This window comes from Streptomyces similanensis, from assembly GCF_039543625.1.
Classification (GTDB): domain Bacteria; phylum Actinomycetota; class Actinomycetes; order Streptomycetales; family Streptomycetaceae; genus Streptomyces; species Streptomyces similanensis.
Window position 1 is genome coordinate 102,158 of record NZ_BAABKC010000037.1, and the last position, 16,850, is coordinate 119,007.

Annotated in this window: 21 protein-coding genes and 1 pseudogene; 12 read left to right on the top strand and 10 right to left on the bottom strand. The window is 75.4% G+C overall.

The window, feature by feature from the left end:
• Window positions 1-68 precede the first annotated feature (68 nt).
• From ABEB07_RS11845 to ABEB07_RS11870, 6 genes and pseudogenes are all read left to right on the top strand, one after another.
• Window positions 69-794 carry a glycosyltransferase family 2 protein gene (locus tag ABEB07_RS11845; protein WP_345668291.1) on the top strand — a complete coding sequence of 242 codons (726 nt, stop codon included), beginning with the start codon at window positions 69-71 and terminating at the stop codon, window positions 792-794.
• Window positions 791-1,435, top strand: coding sequence for a TIGR04282 family arsenosugar biosynthesis glycosyltransferase (locus ABEB07_RS11850; protein WP_345668292.1), 645 nt, complete (start codon window positions 791-793; stop codon window positions 1,433-1,435). The genes ABEB07_RS11845 and ABEB07_RS11850 overlap by 4 nt, the downstream gene beginning before the upstream one ends.
• Window positions 1,436-1,440: 5 nt before the next feature.
• The gene (locus tag ABEB07_RS11855; RefSeq protein WP_425588993.1) at window positions 1,441-2,325 is read left to right on the top strand and encodes a methyltransferase domain-containing protein; all 885 of its coding nucleotides are present in this window, start codon (window positions 1,441-1,443) and stop codon (window positions 2,323-2,325) included.
• Window positions 2,322-3,782 (top strand): glycosyltransferase family 87 protein, encoded by a 1,461-nt coding sequence (locus ABEB07_RS11860; protein ID WP_345668294.1) that lies wholly within the window; start codon window positions 2,322-2,324, stop codon window positions 3,780-3,782. Before ABEB07_RS11855 ends, ABEB07_RS11860 begins: the two co-directional genes overlap by 4 nt.
• Window positions 3,783-4,103: 321 nt before the next feature.
• A pseudogene (locus ABEB07_RS11865) lies at window positions 4,104-5,379 on the top strand (molybdopterin-dependent oxidoreductase).
• 2 nt (window positions 5,380-5,381) lie between these two features.
• A complete protein-coding gene (locus ABEB07_RS11870) occupies window positions 5,382-5,840 on the top strand; it encodes a hypothetical protein (RefSeq protein ID WP_345668407.1) in 459 nt (152 codons plus the stop codon).
• Here ABEB07_RS11870 and ABEB07_RS11875 read toward each other — a convergent pair.
• The 5 genes from ABEB07_RS11875 to ABEB07_RS11895 form a co-directional block, all read right to left on the bottom strand.
• Window positions 5,837-6,373, bottom strand: coding sequence for a CorA family divalent cation transporter (locus ABEB07_RS11875; RefSeq protein WP_345668295.1), 537 nt, complete (start codon window positions 6,371-6,373; stop codon window positions 5,837-5,839). The two genes, ABEB07_RS11870 and ABEB07_RS11875, sit on opposite strands and share 4 nt — an antisense overlap.
• A gap of 534 nt (window positions 6,374-6,907) precedes the next feature.
• The gene (locus ABEB07_RS11880) at window positions 6,908-8,107 is read right to left on the bottom strand and encodes a PP2C family protein-serine/threonine phosphatase (RefSeq protein WP_345668296.1); all 1,200 of its coding nucleotides are present in this window, start codon (window positions 8,105-8,107) and stop codon (window positions 6,908-6,910) included.
• 134 nt (window positions 8,108-8,241) lie between these two features.
• Window positions 8,242-8,412 (bottom strand): hypothetical protein, encoded by a 171-nt coding sequence (locus tag ABEB07_RS11885; RefSeq protein WP_176147456.1) that lies wholly within the window; start codon window positions 8,410-8,412, stop codon window positions 8,242-8,244.
• A 125-nt stretch (window positions 8,413-8,537) separates the two neighbouring features.
• Window positions 8,538-8,915 carry a toxin Doc gene (locus ABEB07_RS11890; RefSeq protein ID WP_345668297.1) on the bottom strand — a complete coding sequence of 126 codons (378 nt, stop codon included), beginning with the start codon at window positions 8,913-8,915 and terminating at the stop codon, window positions 8,538-8,540.
• Entirely contained in the window at window positions 8,915-9,157 is a 243-nt protein-coding gene (locus tag ABEB07_RS11895) for a hypothetical protein (RefSeq protein WP_164585234.1), read from the bottom strand. The genes ABEB07_RS11890 and ABEB07_RS11895 overlap by 1 nt, the downstream gene beginning before the upstream one ends.
• 164 nt (window positions 9,158-9,321) lie before the next feature.
• Between ABEB07_RS11895 and ABEB07_RS11900 the strand changes: the two genes are divergently transcribed.
• The 4 genes from ABEB07_RS11900 (at window position 9,322) to infA (ending at window position 11,093) form a co-directional block, all read left to right on the top strand.
• Complete coding sequence (locus ABEB07_RS11900; protein WP_345668298.1) at window positions 9,322-9,642, top strand: hypothetical protein; 321 nt, start codon at window positions 9,322-9,324, stop codon at window positions 9,640-9,642.
• Window positions 9,639-9,842, top strand: coding sequence for a hypothetical protein (locus tag ABEB07_RS11905; protein ID WP_217711059.1), 204 nt, complete (start codon window positions 9,639-9,641; stop codon window positions 9,840-9,842). Before ABEB07_RS11900 ends, ABEB07_RS11905 begins: the two co-directional genes overlap by 4 nt.
• A 209-nt stretch (window positions 9,843-10,051) precedes the next feature.
• On the top strand, window positions 10,052-10,816 hold the full coding sequence (locus ABEB07_RS11910; RefSeq protein WP_345668299.1) for a GNAT family N-acetyltransferase: 765 nt from the start codon (window positions 10,052-10,054) through the stop codon (window positions 10,814-10,816).
• Between the two features lie 52 nt (window positions 10,817-10,868).
• The gene (gene infA / locus ABEB07_RS11915; RefSeq protein WP_018549108.1) at window positions 10,869-11,093 is read left to right on the top strand and encodes a translation initiation factor IF-1; all 225 of its coding nucleotides are present in this window, start codon (window positions 10,869-10,871) and stop codon (window positions 11,091-11,093) included.
• A gap of 3 nt (window positions 11,094-11,096) precedes the next feature.
• Here infA and ABEB07_RS11920 read toward each other — a convergent pair whose 3' ends face one another.
• The 3 genes from ABEB07_RS11920 to ABEB07_RS11930 form a co-directional block, all read right to left on the bottom strand.
• A complete protein-coding gene (locus tag ABEB07_RS11920) occupies window positions 11,097-11,837 on the bottom strand; it encodes a class I SAM-dependent methyltransferase (RefSeq protein WP_176147460.1) in 741 nt (246 codons plus the stop codon).
• Window positions 11,838-11,958: 121 nt separating this feature from the next.
• On the bottom strand, window positions 11,959-12,564 hold the full coding sequence (locus tag ABEB07_RS11925; protein WP_164585230.1) for a flavodoxin family protein: 606 nt from the start codon (window positions 12,562-12,564) through the stop codon (window positions 11,959-11,961).
• A 100-nt stretch (window positions 12,565-12,664) separates the two neighbouring features.
• Window positions 12,665-13,561, bottom strand: coding sequence for a GNAT family N-acetyltransferase (locus tag ABEB07_RS11930; RefSeq protein ID WP_345668300.1), 897 nt, complete (start codon window positions 13,559-13,561; stop codon window positions 12,665-12,667).
• Between the two features lie 214 nt (window positions 13,562-13,775).
• On the opposite strand from ABEB07_RS11930, the gene ABEB07_RS11935 reads away from it, so the two are divergent.
• A complete protein-coding gene (locus ABEB07_RS11935) occupies window positions 13,776-14,015 on the top strand; it encodes a DUF3072 domain-containing protein (protein ID WP_345668301.1) in 240 nt (79 codons plus the stop codon).
• Between the two features lie 99 nt (window positions 14,016-14,114).
• Here the strand turns inward: ABEB07_RS11935 and ABEB07_RS11940 are convergent, their stop codons facing one another.
• The gene (locus tag ABEB07_RS11940; RefSeq protein WP_345668302.1) at window positions 14,115-14,813 is read right to left on the bottom strand and encodes an alpha/beta fold hydrolase; all 699 of its coding nucleotides are present in this window, start codon (window positions 14,811-14,813) and stop codon (window positions 14,115-14,117) included.
• Window positions 14,814-15,062: 249 nt separating this feature from the next.
• Window positions 15,063-15,941 carry an NmrA family NAD(P)-binding protein gene (locus ABEB07_RS11945; RefSeq protein WP_345668408.1) on the bottom strand — a complete coding sequence of 293 codons (879 nt, stop codon included), beginning with the start codon at window positions 15,939-15,941 and terminating at the stop codon, window positions 15,063-15,065.
• Between the two features lie 149 nt (window positions 15,942-16,090).
• On the opposite strand from ABEB07_RS11945, the gene ABEB07_RS11950 reads away from it, so the two are divergent.
• A complete protein-coding gene (locus tag ABEB07_RS11950; RefSeq protein ID WP_345668303.1) occupies window positions 16,091-16,807 on the top strand; it encodes a TetR/AcrR family transcriptional regulator in 717 nt (238 codons plus the stop codon).
• Window positions 16,808-16,850: the final 43 nt, after the last annotated feature.

The following is a 16,850-nucleotide window of genomic DNA, read 5'->3' on the forward strand; positions in this document are numbered from 1 at the left end:
CGTGACGTCAGCACTCCGTAAGATCGCCGAATCCCTTATGTCGCTCTTGTCCCCGTAGGGTGACTGGAGTGATCGAGACCTCCCCCTGTGCACCCGCCCCCGTGGACGTGGTGCTGCCCTGCCTCGACGAGGCCGAGGCCCTGCCGTGGGTGCTTGACCGCATCCCCGCCGGATGGCGCGCGATCGTCGTCGACAACGGTTCGACCGACGGCTCGGCGGACATCGCCCGCGCCCGCGGAGCGCACGTGGTGCACGAACCGCGCCGCGGCTTCGGCGCCGCCTGCCACGCGGGCCTGACCGCCGCCACCGCGGACGTCGTCTGCTTCTGCGACTGCGACGCCAGCCTCGACCCGGCGCTCCTGCCGGCCGTGGCCGGGCCCGTCCTCGACGGCTCGGCCGATCTCGTCCTGGGCCGTCGCAGGCCCGTCACGCGCCGCGCCTGGCCCCCGCACGCCCGCCTGGCCAACCTGGAGCTGGCCCGGCTGATCCGCCGGCGCACCGGACTGCGCCTGCACGACCTCGGCCCGATGCGCGCCGCCCGCCGCGAGCCGCTGCTCGCCCTCGACCTGACCGACCGCCGTTCCGGCTACCCGCTGCAGACCGTCGTGCGGGCGGCCGACGCCGGCTGGCGGGTGACGGAGACCGACGTGCCCTACCGCCCGCGGGCGGGCCGCTCGAAGGTCACCGGAACCTGGCGCGGCACCTGGCAGGCGGTACGCGACATGCGCGCCGTCCTCGCCGAGCGGCCCCCCGCCCCCGCGGTCCCCGGGACCGCCGCCGGAGCCCGCCGATGAGCGTCCCGCTGCTGGCCACCGTGCTGGTCATCGCCAAGGAACCCGTGCCCGGCCGGGCCAAGACCCGCCTCACCCCGCCCTACACGGCCCGGGAAGCGGCCGCACTGGCCGAGGCGGCCCTCGCCGACACCCTGCACATGGTGCGCCACGTGCCGGCCCGACGCCGCCTCCTGGTGCTCGACGGCGCTCCCGGCCCCTGGCTGCCGCCCGGCTTCGACGTCGCCGCCCAGTCGGCCGGCGGCCTGGACGAGCGGATCGCGGCCGCGTTCGGTCTCTGCGGCCCCGGACCGGCGCTCCTCGTCGGCATGGACACCCCCCAGCTCACCACGGACCTCTTCGAGGGCGTCGGCCGCGCGGACCACGACGCCTGGTTCGGGCCGGCCGCCGACGGCGGGTTCTGGGCCCTGGGCGCCGCCGAGCCGGAGCGCGCCGCGACCCTCGTGCGAGGCGTGCCGATGTCCACCGGCCGCACCGGCGCCGTCCAGCGCCGCCGGCTCACCGAGGCGGGGCTCAGGGTGAGCGACCTGCCGGTGCTGCGCGACGTGGACACCGCAGCCGACGCCGCCGAGGTCGCCGCCCGCTGCCCGGCCGGCTCGCGGTTCGCCGCCGCCCTGGCCGCGCTGACGGAGACCGGCCGGTGAGCGGGATGCCGTACGACACGGACCCCGCCCCCGCCCGCCGCCCCACGGACCCCGCCCCCGCCCGCCGCCCCACGGACCCCGCCCCCGCCCGCCGGAGCACGAGCGCCGCCGTCCGGCGCCGTCCGCGCACCGCGGCCGCGGGGCCCGCGGGGCGGCAGGAGCCGGACGGGCCCGTCGCCGGGCCGTGGATCGACGACCCCTACGCCCACGCCCTGGGCACCGGGCGCGGCCCGCTCTATCTGCGCCGCCTGTTCCCGCCGGCCCCTCCGCACGCGGCGGCGGGGGAGGGGAGACTCCTGCCGCTGGACGTCGAACGCTGGTGCGCCGCCCCCGACGCCGTCGACACCGGCGTCCTGGACCGCTGCACCGGGCCGGTCCTCGACGTCGGCTGCGGACCGGGACGCCTGGTCGCGGCACTGGCCGCCCGGGGCGTACGGGCGCTCGGCGTCGACGTCAGCCCGGCCGCGGTGGCCCGCACCCGGCGCCGCGGCGGCACGGCACTGCGCCGGTCGGTCTTCGACCGCCTGCCCGGCGAAGGCCGTTGGGGCACCGTCCTGCTGATGGACGGAAACGTCGGGATCGGCGGCGACCCGGTCGCCCTCCTCGCCCGGCTGCGCACCGTGGCCGCGCCCGGCAGCCGGCTGCTGGCGGAGGCCGCCCGGGGCGACGTGGACGAACACCTCACCGTCCGCGTCGAGGACGCCCACGGCCGGCACGGCCGTCCCTTCCCCTGGGCCCGCCTCGGCGCCACCGCACTGCGCCGGGCCGCCGAGACCGCCGGCTGGAGCGTCACCGACCGGTGGACCGCACAGGAGCGCCCGTTCCTCGAACTGCGCCGTCCTCCGCCTCCAGGCCGCCCCACGGCCGCCGGGAGGCACGGACACCCATGAGCGCCACCGCCTCCCAAGAGCCCCGCCGCCCGGCCCCCGTACGGCGCACGGCCCGCGTCCCCACCGCCGTCACCGCGCTGCTCCTCGCCGCGCTCACCGCCGTCGTCGCCGACACCGTCCGGGCGGGCGACAACGAGAGTGACCCCGGCCGCCTGCTGGCCGGATACGCCGTCGCCTGGGCGCTGTTCGCCGCCGCGGCGTGGACCGTGCGCAAGGTGCCGGAGCGCGCCGCGGCCGTCCTCGTCCTCGCCGGCGCCGCCGCCGTCGCGGTGGCCGCGCTCGCCGCGCCGCCCCGCACCAGCACCGACATGTACCGCTACGCCTGGGACGGCCGGGTCCAGGCCGCCGGCCTCTCCCCCTACGCCCACCCGCCCGCCGCACCCGAACTCGCCCCACTGCGCGACGACTGGCTCTTCCCCACCGGCGCCTCGTGCCGGGGCTGGGGACTGACCCGCACGCGCGAGGGCCTGTGCACCCGCATCAACCGTCCCACCGTCCCCACGATCTACCCGCCCGTCGCCGAGGGCTGGTTCTTCGCCGTCCACCTCCTGTCACCGCCGGGAAGCCGTCACAAGCCGCTCCAGGCCGGCGGCGCCGTCCTGGCGTTCGGCACCACCGCCGCACTGCTGGCCGTGGGACGCCGCCGTGGCGACCCGCACCGGGCCCCGGCCCGCGCCGCCCTGTGGGGATGGTGTCCGGCCGTCCCGTTCGAAGCGGTCGACAACGCCCACGTCGACACCCTCGGCGTCCTGCTCACCGTGCTGGCCCTCGGCACGGCCACCGCCGGCGCCCGGCGCGGCGCCCTCCTCGGCGCCGCCGTCGCCGTGAAACTGCTCCCCGTGCTGGCACTGCCCGGCGCCCTGTCCGGGCAGCGCGGCCCGGCGCGGACGGCGCGCACGGTGGCGGCCCTGCTCGCCGTGGTCGCCCTCGCCTACCTGCCCTACGTCATCGCCTCCGGCGCCGGCGTGCTGGGCTACCTGCCCGGCTATCTGGCGGAGGAGGGCTACCAACCCGGTGACGTGCACCGCTTCGCCCTGCTCCGGCTGCTGCTGCCGGACGCCGCGGCCGAGGCGACCGCGGTGGTGCTGATCGTCCTGACGGCCTTGTACGTGTGGTGGCGCGGCGACCCGGACCGCCCCTGGCGCGGCGCCCTCCTGCTGACCGGAACCGCCTTGCTGCTGATGTCGCCCGCCTACTCCTGGTACGCGCTGCTCGTCGTCGGCCTCGTCGCCCTCGACGGCCGCTGGGAGTGGCTCACCGTCGCCCTCGCCGGCGCCGTCCTCTACCTCGGCGGCCGGCTCCTGCCCGGCTTCCCCCTGCAGTCGTGGGCGTACGGCACGGCCGCCGTGTGCGTCGGCCTCGGCGCCTGCCTGCGCGCCCGCCCGGCACGGCCGCCGTCCGGCTCCGCCCCCGGCCCGCGCGGGTCCGCCCGGGCGCCGACTCGGCCGTCCGGCTGACGGCGTACGACCGCACCCGTGCCGGAGGGGGCCCGCCGTCCGGGCCCGTGGCAGCGTGTGAGCGCCCGCCGTGCCGGACCCCGTTGTCAAGAGCCCGCCGTGTGCCGGACCGCGCCCCGCCGGAGGGCCGTGGTGCCCGGGGCACGCCCACAGAGGAGGAGACGGCCGGTGGACCGTGACGGACGGCAGCACCCGAACCCGCCCGCCGGGCGGACCGGGACACGGCGCAAGCGTCTGCGACAGCACCTCCGGCAGGCGCGCGCGGCCACGGCGCGCCTGGCCGGCCGGGCCGCCGCGAGTGCCCGGGCCGTCGCACTCCGGGTGCGCCGGACCCCACCGCCGCCGGGCCCGTTCCGCCCCGGCTTCTGGCGCAGCCCCCTGCGCGGGCCCTGGCTCACCTCCGTCTTCGGCCTGGTTCTGCTGGCCGGCCTCCCGCTGATCTTCGTCACCGGCCTGCTCTCGTACGCCGCCTACAACCCGGGGCTCGGCCCGCTCAAACGACCAGACCCCCGACAAGGGGATCCTGGGCTTCTACCTCTTCGACTGGCCCACGCACCCCTACTGGCTCTACCGGCTCACCCAGGGCGTCCACGTCACACTCGGCGTGGCCCTCGTGCCGGTGCTGCTGGCCAAACTGTGGTCCGTCATCCCCCGACTCTTCGCGTGGCCCCCGGTGCGCGGCGTCGCCCACGGCCTGGAACGCCTCTCCCTGCTCCTGCTGGTGGGCGGGGCCGGCCTGGAGTTCGTCACGGGCATCCTCAACATCCAGCTCCTCTACGTCTTCCCGGGCTCCTTCTACACCCTGCACTTCTACGGCGCCTGGGTCTTCATCGCCGCCTTCGCCGTCCACGTCGCCCTCAAGCTCGGCCGGATGACACGCGCCCTGCGCTCGCGCGCCCCGGCCGCCGAACTGCGCACCGGTCTCGCCGCCACCCGGCCCGAACCCCCCGACCCCGATCACCTGGTGGCGGCCGCCCCCCGGCCGCCGACCATGACCCGGCGCGGCGCGGTCGGCATGGTGGGGGCGGGATCACTGCTCCTGCTCGTGGTCACGGCCGGACAGAGCATCGGCGGCCGACTGCGCGCGAGCGCCCTGCTCGCGCCGCACGGCCGCGACCCGGGCAGCGGCCCCGACGGCTTCCAGATCAACAAGACGGCGGCCGCCGTCGGCATCACCCGCGCGCAGCTGGGTCCCAGCTGGCGGCTGGAGGTCCGCAGCCACGGCCCCTCCCTGATCCTCACCCGCGCGCAGCTCCTCGCCCTGCCCCAGCACGCGGCCGCGCTGCCCATCGCCTGCGTCGAGGGCTGGTCCACCGCCGACCAGCACTGGAGCGGCCCGCGCCTGACGGATCTGGCCGCCCTGGCCGGGCTGCCCCACAGCGGCAGCGTCCTGGTGGAATCCGTCCAGCCGCCGGGTCCCTACAGCTCGGTGGTGCTGCGCGGCAACCAGATCCACGACCACCGCGCGCTGCTGGCCCTGCGCGTCAACGGCGCGGACCTCTCCATCGACCACGGCTTCCCCGCCCGCGTCATCGTCCCGGCCAACCCCGGGGTGAACAACACCAAGTGGGTGCACCGGCTCACCTTCAGGACGTGACCATGGTCCGCCGCGCGCGCTGGTACGGCGCCACCCCCCTGCACCTGCTGGTCCTGGTGTGCTCCCTCGCCCTCACCGGCTACGCCATGGTGCGCCTGTTCGCTGTCCGGCCCCTCGCCGTCGCCCTCTGGTTCGTCGGCGCGGCCGTCGTCCACGACCTGATCCTGCTGCCGCTGTACTCGCTGGCCGACCTGACGGCCCTCGCCGTGCTGCGGCACCGCACCCCGGGCGTGCCGCGGCTGCCGTGGATCAACCACCTGCGCGTGCCCGCCTTCCTCTCCGGTGTGCTGCTGCTCGTCTGGTTCCCCCTGATCTTCGCCCTGCCCTCGCCCTACCCCGGCGCCACCGGGCTGTCCGCCGACGTCTACCTGGGACGATGGCTGGCCATCACCGGTGCGCTGTTCGGCGTGTCCGCCGTGTCCTTCGCGCTCGGCGTGCGCCGGGCCCGCCGACGGGACTAGCCCGTCAGCGGCAGGAAGATCGTCGACACGATCGTCAGCCGGTTGATCACGCCGTTCTGCTCGCCGGACGCGAGCGAGGAGTAGCTCGCGAAGGCCCGCCGGGCCGCGTCCTGGAGGGCCTCCACATCGGTGAGGACCAGTCGGCCGGCGTGCTGGAACTCCCGGGCGAGACGCTGGCGCTCCTCGGGGAAGGCGCGGTTCAGCATCCTGCGCGTGAAGGTCTCGTCCGTCACTTGCAGATAGGGCAGGAGGGTGCGGTGCAGCAGCGCGGCGCGCCGGCGCAGCCGCGCCGGCCGGTAGACCTGCTCCGGACGGCGCTTGTCGAACATCTCGTCCTCCAGGTCCTCCACCAGGATGAGGTCCGCCACGGCGGCACGGCGGAAGGTCTCCAGGGCCTCCTGGAGCAGCAGGAAGAGCAGCGCCGCGGTGTCCGGCGGCGCCTCGTGCCGCAGCCGTGCGAGGAGACTGTCCACGGGGCCGGCCGGCTCCGCGTGGAGCGTGACCAGGTGCCGTTCGGTCACCAGGGCGTGCACGTGCGGCCGCGATCCGGGTGCCGGCCCTGGGCAGGCGCCAGGCGCGCTCGCAGACCCGGGCCATGGCGCGGCTGAAGCTGGTCGCGGAGAGCAGGGTCACCAGCAGGCCGACCACACCGGTCGTCTCGCGCAGGCTCTTGCCGGCGGGATCGGCCAGCACCTGCCGCAGCTCCTCGTCCGTCGGCGCGGTGAGGCCGAACATGGCGCTCAACGACTTCAGGAGATCGTCGCGCACGCTCTGCGGGGCGAAGGCGGCGACGGCGAACAGCAGGGGCACCGAGGCCAGGAACGCCTGGGCGGCCAGCCGGGTGCCCGCGTCCAGTAGGTTCGCGGAGAGCAGGCGGTTCGTCAGCTCGGTGACGATGGGGAAGCGCCGGCCGGCGGACAGCCGCAGACGCGTCAGTCGTCCCGCCACCGTCACCCGCCCCTCGTCGTCGCGTTCCGTGCCCTGCCGTCGAGGGCCAGTCAACGAGCCCGGCCCGGCGGGAGCGAGAGATGCCGGCCCGATCGGGCGCACGGCCGCGCGGCCGGGGGTCAGAGGCCGGCTCCGCGTCCGGAGCGCCGCCCCTGGGCGTGGGGGCCGAACCAGTCCAGGCAGAGCACGGTCGCGTCGTCCTCCAGGTGCTCGCCGCAGACGTCCGTGACCGCGGTGGTCAGGGCCCGTACGACCTCGCGGGGGTGCTCGCTCGCGGTCTCGCGGATCAGGGCCGACAGGTCGACGGCCTCCGCCTCGCGTTCCTGCATGCCGTCGGTGTAGAGCACCAGGCGGTCGCCCGGGCGCAGGTCGGCGTCCTGCTCCTGGTGAGGTCCGTGGCCGGCCACGCCGAAGGGCAGATCGATGTCCAGGTGGAGTTCTTCGACCGTGTCGCCGCGCAGCCGCAGGGGCCAGAGGTGGCCGGCGTTGACGAGCCGGGCGCCGCTGCCGTCCAGGGCGATGCGCAGCAGCTGCCCGGTGGCGAAGGTGCGGCGGCCGTGGTCGAGCAGGGCCTGGTGCATCTGACGGGCCTGTTCGGCGAGGCCGCGGCCGGCCCGGCGGGCGCCGCGTGAGGCGTTGATGAGGAGGGTGGCCATCAGCGCGGCGTCGACGTCGTGGCCCATGGCGTCGGTGATGGACAGGTGCAGGGTGTCGTGGTCGAGGGTGTAGTCGTAGGTGTCGCCGGCGATGCTGTCGGCGGGGACCAGGGCGCCGGCGAGGGAGAACTCGGGCGCGTCGCAGGAGGGGGCGGAGGGCAGGAGCTGGCGCTGGATCTCGGCGGCGAGGCTGACCGGGGTGGTGCGCTGTCCCCACTGGTAGAGGTCGGTGAAGCGGCGGTCGGCGACGATGATGTACGCCAGCGCGTGCGCGGCCTCCTCGACCTGCTTCAGCATCTCCTCCGTCACCCGGGGGAGGAACAGCTCCAGGACGCCGATGGCGTCGCCGCGGTTGGTGACCGGCGCCAGGACCCGTTCCCCGGAACCGCTGTCGGGCGCCCGTACCAGCTTCTGGCCGCGCAGGACCTGGTCGTAGACGCTGCCGGCCAGCGGGATCTGGTCGGCCCGCAGCCCCTGCTGGGTGACCGTGCTCTCGTCGACCCGCACCACCTTCCGGCCGGCGACGTCGACGAAGAGGAACGACACGTACCGTGCCCCGAAGCGGTCGCGCAGATTGCGCGCCACCACGTCCAGGGAGGCCACCGGCGCGGCGTTCTCCGCCGCGGCCAGAACCTCGGCCAGTCCGATGCGACCCTGCCTCATGCCGACCTCCGCGTGTCGACCCACCCCTTCCCCCCGGTCTCCCGGACATCACGGACGCGCGGCACGTGTCACACGCCCAGGCCGCACCCGCGGGTCCGCCGACGCACCGTCGCCGGACCCGCGGGAGGGCGGGTTCATCGTCTGCGCGGGGACCAGCCGGCGCCGACTCCGGACAGGTGCAGGGCCAGAGCGGTCAGCCCCAGCAGCATGACGTTCGTCGAAGTGAACACGTCGTTGGTGCCGAGGTCCGCCGCGTTGATCAGGAACGACACGAAGAACAGCACCGCCGCGATGATGCCGAGCATGAACGAGCTCCTTTCCGTAAGGGTGAAGCCCGTATGCCCGGCCTGCGGCCCCGCAGACACGGGAGCGGGAAAGCGGGGCGGACGGTCGCGGCGGGAAGTCCGCCTCGGCGGCGGCCGGTTCGGCCTCAGAGCCGCCAGGCCCGCAGCACCTCGGCGACGGCGTACACGCTCAGGCGGGCGTCCCGGACCTTGCGGATGAGGTCGGACAGGGCGCCGTACGGCGGGTCGATGCCCTCGCCCGACTGCTCCATGTACTGCGCGGCGACGAAGGCGGCGAACAGGCTGTTGCGGTGCGGCAGCGGCTCCAGGCGGGCGAGGGTGTGCAGGAGCGCCGCGGCGCGCCAGGCGGCGTCCGGATCGGCCGTCTCCAGCGTCGGCATCCTGGTCCTGTGCCGTGCGATGGCCGCGACCAGCGCCGAGTAGTCGGTCACCGTCACGTCCTCCTGCCCGAGGGCGGCCTCCTGGACGTCGAGCAGCCAGGAGACGTCGATGTGCAGGACCATCAGGCGGCCACGGCCCCGTCGTCACCGCGCTGGGCGGGCGGCACCTCGTCCGGGAACGCCTCGTCGAACTCCTCGCGCAGCCGGTCCGCCCAGGCGGTGGCCCCGGCGACGAACCGCTTGCGGTGCATCTCGCGCACGCCGAGATCGTGCAGGTACTGCTTCAGGCTCTTGCCCTCCGCCGCGGCGGCGGCGCGCACGCCTTCCATTTCCTCGTCGGAGAAGGACACATTCAGCGATGGCATACGGCCATGGTACCTACCTGGTACCTGGCCCGCCAGGCCGGACGGCCGCGAGCGTCCGGGGCACGTACGGAGCACGTCAGGGGCGCGTGCGGGGAACCGCGCCCCGCCCGCCCGGCGTCCTGGACGCAAACGGATCCGGAACGTCCGGAAGGCGCGCCCTCCCCATGTCCGCACCACACGACCGCACGCTGCCGCCGACGAGCGGGCGCCCACGACGCGGCGTCCTCGCCACGACCTTCACCGTCCTGCGGCAGCGCCGGCGAACCCTGGCGGGCGCGACGGCGCGCGTCGTCGGCCTGGCGGGCCTGACCGGGCTGCTGACCACCGCCGCGATCTGCGCCCTCGCCTGGCCCGTCTTCACCCGGATGCGCGACCAGCGCATCCGGTACCACCGCGCCGAGGAGCCCTACCCGCACGACCACACCGACCTGGCGTGGGTCGCCCTCTGCACGCTCCCGCTCTTCCTAGGGTGCTCCTGCTGGTGACGCGGCTCGCCCTGCCGCTGCGCCCCTTCGTGCGCACTCTCCTCGAACGAGCCACGGGCAACTTCTTCGCCGCCTACTACGCCGGCGTCCTCACCCCCGTCATCGTCGCCGTCCTGGCCACCGCGGCCCTGACGCTCCCGCTGACGTGCACGGCGTTCGCGGCCCTCCACGACCGCCTGCGGCCGCACCGCACCGCGTGAAGCGGCCGCACCGCACCGCGCGAAAAGGGCTGTGCGCGCCGCCGGTCCGGCTGGTAGCTTGCAGTCGACCGTGACGTCGCCGAAGGAGGTGAGACCACCATGAACGCTGTATCGAGGTGGATGCTCCCTCTCCCCGTCACGGTGCCCGGCTGATCCAGCCGTCGTCGGGAGCGCCTCTCCAACCAGGCACTTCCGAAAGGCGAACACCCATGAACACCGTGACGATCACACGGACCGCGCAGGACCGGTGGGAGGCCGTGGCCGACGACCGGATCGTCGGCGACGGCGACGTCTCGCGCCGGCCCGACGGACGGACCTTCATCAGCGTTGACGTATGGCAGGACGCCGTCTTCGAGCAGCTCGCCGCCGCGATGCTGGCAGACCTCTGCGCACCGCTCCACACCGTGGTCGGCGCGGCCGACCACGAACTGAGGTCGCGCTGGGAACGGCTCGGTTTCACCGCCGCGCGCCGCGAGTGGGAGTACGTCCTGCCCACCGACCCGCAGGCGACGGGACTCGGCGCACTGGCTCTCCCGCCGGGTGTCACCATCCTGCCCGCCGGTACGGCGGACGAGGTCCCGCTGCGTAGGCTGGACCGCGTGATCCGCGAGGAGGTCGAAGCCACCGTCGGCTGGCGTACCATGCCGGCCGAGGTGCTGCCCTGCCCGGCCGGGCCCCCGCCGGTGGACCCGGCGAAGTACGCGGTGGCGGTGCGGGGCGGCCAGTACGCCGGTCTGATCCGGGTGGCGCCGGTGCGGCGCCGGGCGCGGATCGGGCTGCTCGCGGTCCGGGCCGATCAGCGCCGGCACGGCATCGGACGGGCGCTGCTGGCCCACGCGCTGGGCGCGCTGCACCGGGACGGGATCGACTCCGCCTGGGCCGAGGTGGACGCGTCCAACACCGCGGCGATCGAGCTGGCCGAGGCGGCCGGCGCCCGGCGATCGAGCGGATACCTGGAGCTGGCACGGCCTTGAGTGCCCGCTCCCGCACCGAACACCATCACATCGAGAAGAGAAGTGAGACACCTTGGCGAGAACATCGAAGGGCCTGGAGCTGGAGGGCACCGTCCTCGAATGCCTGCGCAACGCCACCTTCAAGGTGGAGCTCCAGAACGGACACCACGTGCTCGCGCACATCAGCGGCAAGATCCGCAAGAACTACATCAGGATCCTCCCGTACGACCGCGTGCTCGTGGAGCTGAGCCCGTACGACCTGACCCGCGGCCGGATCCTCTACCGCTACCGCAACTGAGCGTCAGCGCAGCACCAGCAGGTCCATCCAACTGATCGCCCGCTCCTCGGGGTTCGCCGCCGCGGCCTCGCGGATGCGGGCGATTCCGCGAGCGTAGGCGGCGTCGCCGAGGGCGCGGAGCTTGGTGTCGGAGTCGCGGCGGAGACGGTCGGCCCAGGCGGCGAGGGTGGGCGCGGACTCCTGCGGGACGGAGCGCAGCGCGACCCGCCGGAAGCCGGCCGCGCCGAAGGCCGCCTCGACCCGTTCGACGGTGGGATAGCCGGCGACGCTGTCCGCGGTCTCCGGGAAGAAGCGGACCCGCAGGTCGCGCCCGCTCCGGCCGGGGAACGTGTTGCGGATCAGGACCGGGGCGCCGGGACGCAGCGCACGGCGCAGCTCGCGGGCGGCGGCGTCCAGATCGCCGAGGTGATGCACGACCGAGCCGAGCCACGCGGCGTCCGCGCAGGCGTCGGGGACGGGCAGGGACTCCGCGCGGCCGTCCAGCGCCCGGACGCCCGCGCCCGCCGGGATCAGGGCGCGCATCGCCGCCGCCGGTTCGACGGCCAGTACGCCCACTTGGAACCAGTCGTGGAACGCGGCGGCGAAGCCGCCGGTGCCCGCGCCGACGTCCAGGACGGTCATTCCGGCCGTGAGACGTGCTTCGTCGGCGACCGCCCGCCGCCAGGCGGTCAGACCCTCGCGGGGGATCTCCCGCGCCGCCCGGTACTCGGCGGCGGCCGCGGCGTCGTAGCTGGTCTCTGGCATGGCCCGTTCCCGTGCGGCGCGGTGGAGGAACCGGGACGGCGGCCGGCCGCGCACGGCGGGCGACGCCCCGGTCAGGACCGTATCCGCCCGCCCGGGAGGTTGTCTAGACCAGACGGCGCCGTCAGGACGGCGGAGCCGGGAGGGGGTTCTCGGCCAGCGCGCGTGCGGCGTGGACGAGGTTGGAGGCCATGGCCCGGCCGGTGGACGCCGCCCAGTCGTGGCCGCGGTCGTCGTCGAGGTAGTCGGGCCCGGGGCCGGGACCGAGGTGCCAGTACGTCCACGCCTGGCCGGGGATCGTGTAGCCGATGTCCGCGAGGGCGCCGCTGATCTCGCTGATGACGTGGTGGGCGCCGTCCTCGTTGCCGGTGACCACCACGCCCGCCACCCGGTTGTAGGCGACCGGGCGCCGCTGGTCGTCGGTCTCGCCGAGCATCGCGTCCATCCGCTCCAGCACCCGCTGGGCGACGGAGGAGGGACGGCCCACCCAGGTCGGGGAGGCGATCACCAGGATCCGGGACGCCAGCAGCTTCTCGTGCACCCGCGGCCAGTCGTCGCCGTCGCCCATGTCGGTCCGCACACCGGGCCTGAGATCGAGGTCGACCGCCCGCACGACGTCCACCTGTACGCCGTGCCCCTGGAGCGCCGTGATGACCGTGGCGGCCAGCGCCTCGGTGTTGGAGGGCTGCGGGGAGGGCTTGAGAGTGCAGTTGATCACCAGAGCGCGCATGGGAGACACCTTCCCCGCCGTCCGCGCTTCCATGAGCGGGCCACGCGACCGGTTCACTCCGCCGCACCAACGGCCGCGTGACCGGCTGCCGCGCCACGCGCTACGGGCGCCCCAGGCTCTTGCGGTGCACCGTCGAGCCGTGGCGGACCGTCATCCCCACCCGCAGGTACAGGGAGAGCGCGCCGGTCTCGGAGTGCGTGTCGAGGGTGCACGTCCGCCGGCCCTGCCGGTGGAAGGCGCGGAAGGCGTGCCGCAGCAGCAGCCGGGCGATGCCGCGGTCGCGGTGGTCACGGCGTACGGCGACCTGCTCGACGTAGCCCTCACCGGCCTCCGGCAGGTCCACCGAGAGCACCACACCGACCAGTTGGCCGTCGTGGAACGCCACGGCGGACATCTCGGGGGCGAACGTGGGACGGCGGACGGTGTGCCCCGCCCACTCCTCGAAGGACTCGCGCCGCTGCTGCCATGCGTCGAAGGCGTCCTCGACGAGCCGGTGCGCCTCGGGCCCGTCGCCCGGGCGGAAGAGCCGGACCGTGACGCCCGCGGGCGGTTCGGGCACCTCCGGTTCGTCGGGCATGGCGAACTCCAGCAGCCATGCGCTCACCATCGGCTCGTACCCGCGCGAGCGCAGCAGCGCCACGGCTCCCGCGTCGTCGTCGGGCACGGTCTGCGTGATCTGCTCGCTCCCCGCCCGGCGGGCACGGGCCTCGGCCCAGTCCAGGAGCGCCGCGCCCAGGCCCCGGCCGCGGTGCCGGGGGTGGACGTCGACCTCGGAGCGCCGGTTCACCCACGCGCGGGCGGCGAGCCGCCCCGCCGGGTCGTGGATCAGCAGGGTGTCCAGCTCCGGGTCGAGGCCCGGGCGGGCGAGGACGGCGGCTTCGCCGCCGGGGGCGGTCCGTACCCGGCCGTACAGCGCGCGCTCGCAGGCCGAGACGAGGTGCTGGACGGCGCCGGTGTCGTCGGCCGTCGCCGGACGGGCGCGATAGCCGGCGGGCACAGCCGGCACAGCCGGCAAGGACTCTGACATTCGGTGACACCCCCGGGACATGGAACCCGCCGCGGACCGGTGGCGGCGCACGCGCGGCACCGCGACAGTCTCGCGGTCGCCCCCCTTCGGATCAAGGCACGGGTGCGCACCCGGCCGCGGCCCCGGCGCCGGCCGCCGCCCGTGCCGGGGCGGTGCGGACGCGGGAACGGGGTACAAGGCACCCATGCACGCAGACGACCCGAACAAGAACGTCGAGGACTGGGTGACCGGTGCGGAACGGGCCACGGGACCCCAGCTCAGCTATCTGCACACGCTGGCCCGCGAGGCCGGCGAGGACATCCCGGAGGGACTGACCAAGGCGCAGGCGTCACAGATGATCGACCGCTTGCAACAGGCGTCCCCGCGCACCGCGGGGCAGGACCGCCGGCCGCCCGCCACGGACGGCGACGACCCCACTCGGTGAGGCCGCCGCCCCCGGGGCTCGTGCGGGACGGACGCCGCCGCCGGGGGCGGCCGGGCCGCTCGGGCCCTTGACGTACGCCCGTGCGCTCTTCGCCGGTGGTCACAGGAGGAGCGGGCGGGTGGCCGCGTAGCTCGCGGCGGCCAGGCCCCTGGGCTCCTCCTCGGGACGGGTCAGGTCCGCGACCAGTTCGGCGACGCAGCGGTGCCACAGACGCGCCCGGCGCAGCATCGCGTGGTCGCCCTGCCCGATCAGGACGATGCCCGCCCGGGTCTGCGGGCCGCGGGCCCGGCGGACGTACCGCAGGGAGGCGCCGGGGCTGGTCACGGTGTCGCGGCTGCCGTGCAGGACGACGATCCGCTTGCCCGCGAGGTGCACGGTGGGCTCGTCGGCCGGCACCCAGGGCGCCAGCGCCACGACGGCGCTCACCCTCGGGTGGGCGGCCGCGCGCAGCGCCGCCCGGCCGCCCATGGAGTGGCCGATCAGGACGACGGGAACCGGCCCGGCGAGCCGGTCGAGTTCGTCCAGGGCGCGGTAGGCGTCCTGGAGGGGGTCCTCCCGGTTCCAGCCCCGGTGCCGGTAGCGCACCTGGCCCAGGACGGCTTCGTCCGGACGGAGCGCCGAGCCGGCCGCCCGGAGCACGGGCCGCATTCTCAGCGCCGCCAGATGCCAGGGCTGCGACGTCTGGTAGCCGTCCTCCCGGCCTCCGTGCAGGGTGATGACGGCGACCCGCGGCCGCTCGGGAAGCCGCCGGACCCACAGGGCCGCGGTCGCCGCACCGCCGTCTGTGCCTCTCACCATGGAAAACGACCCCTTCCACCCCTGGTCCCTCGCGGACCCCCGCCTGCGCACCGATGCCTCACGCCTGTGATCCGTGGCCGCCGCGGGCACGGCTTGGTGCGCGCCGCAGTGTACGGCCGGGTGCGGGTGCGGGTGCGGGTGCGGGGTGCGGCGCCGCCGGGGTGCCGGGCGCGTGCGCCCGACGCGGTGCTGCCGGGGCGCCGCGGCCGGACGGTGGACGCGGGGCGGTGGGGGTCTCCGGCCGGGGTCTCAGGCGGCGCCGGCCGCGTGGACCGTCTGCCGCAGGAGGGGCCCGACGGGGGTGGCGGGGTGGCCGATGATCTCGGCCAGGTCGGGGGCGACGACGGCGAACTCGCCGTCCCGGGCGGCCTGGAAGAGGCCGAGCATCAGACGCGCCCGCCACTTAGGTGCGCCGTGCTCGGCCATCGACGCCAGGTAGGCGTCGTCCGAGACGGTGACGCGCTGGACCGTGCGCCCGGCCAGTTCGGAGAGCTGGGCCGCGACGGCGTCCAGATCCAGCGCGGCCGGGCCGGTCAGAGCCGGGGTCGGGCCCTCGTGGCGGACCTGCCCGAGCAGGACGGCGACGGCGGCCTCGGCCAGGTCGTCGTGGCCGGTCCAGGAGACCGGGCCGTCCTCCGGGAGGGCCAGCGTGCCGGTCCGCAGGGCCGAGTCGACCAGGGCCGGCAGCGTGGTGGCGTAGAAGCCGTTGCGCAGCGAGGTGTGCGCCAGGCCGGAGGAGGCCAGGTACTGCTCGGTGGCCGCGTGGTCGGGCATCGGGGCGAACCGCGAGGTGGCGGAGGAGCCCTGGTGGCTGGTGTAGACGACGCGCTCGACCCCGGCGGCGCGGGCCGCGTCGATCGCGGCGCGGTGCTGTGCGACGACCGCCTCGCCGGTCGTGGTCGAGGAGACCAGGAGCAGCTGCCGTGCTCCCTCGAAAGCCCGCGCGAGCGTCTCCGGCCGGGTGAAGTCGCCCCGGCGGACCCGCACACCGCGCCCGGCCAGGGCGACCGCGGCGGGCGCCTCGGGATCGCGGACGCTGACGCCGATCCGGTCGGCGGGCAGCCGCTCCAGCAGGCGGTCCACGACGCGTGAGCCCAGTTGGCCGGTGGCGCCGGTGACGACGGTCATGGGGGTGGCTGGGGTGACTGGGGTGGCGGACATGGCGTTTCCCTCTCCCGATGTTTCCGTCGCTATCGCTCAATCGTTATCAACGGTACTAACGACGATAACACCACTGGAAGAAACAGTGTTCTCGGCGCTGCGGTATCGTCGGCACCGTGAACGAGAGCGAGAGCGAGCAGCGCCGTACCACCCGGGCGCGCATCGTCGAGGCCGCCGCCCGGCTGCTCCAGGAGCGGGGCTCGGGGGCGGTCACCACCCGGGCCGTCGCGCAGGCGGCCGGACTCCAGCCCCCGGCGCTCTACCGGCTGTTCGCCGACAAGGACGCCCTGCTGGACGCCGCCGCCGAGCACGTCTTCGCCCAGTACGTCGCCGCCAAGCGGCGCACCGCCCTCACCGGCGACCCGCTGGAGGACCTGCGGGCGGGCTGGCGGACGCAGATCGAGTTCGGGCTGGCCAACCCCGCCGTGTTCGTCCTCATGTCCGACCCGGTGCGGTCCCGGGCCGACCCCGCCCACGCGGCCGGCCTGGGGATCCTGGCCGCCCGGGTGCACCGGGTGGCGGCCGAAGGACGGCTGCGGGTGGACGAGGACAGGGCGGTCGCCATGATCCGCGCCGCCGGCACGGGCGCCGTGCACACCCTGCTGGCCCAGCCGCCCGAGTCCCGGGACCCGGGGCTGGCCGACGCCCTGTTCGAGGCGGTGACGCGCACGGTGCTCACCGACGCCCCGGCCCTGCCGGTAGACGACGTCACCGCTGCGGTCACCGCCTTCCGCGCCCTCGTCCCGCGGCTGCCGGGCCTCACCCCGGCGGAAGCGTCGCTGCTGGAGGAATGGCTCCGTCGCCGCGCCGCCGGGCCCGAGGAGGCCGAGTAGGAGGGCCGGCGGCATCGCCGACCGGCCCCCTGCCGGTCGCCCC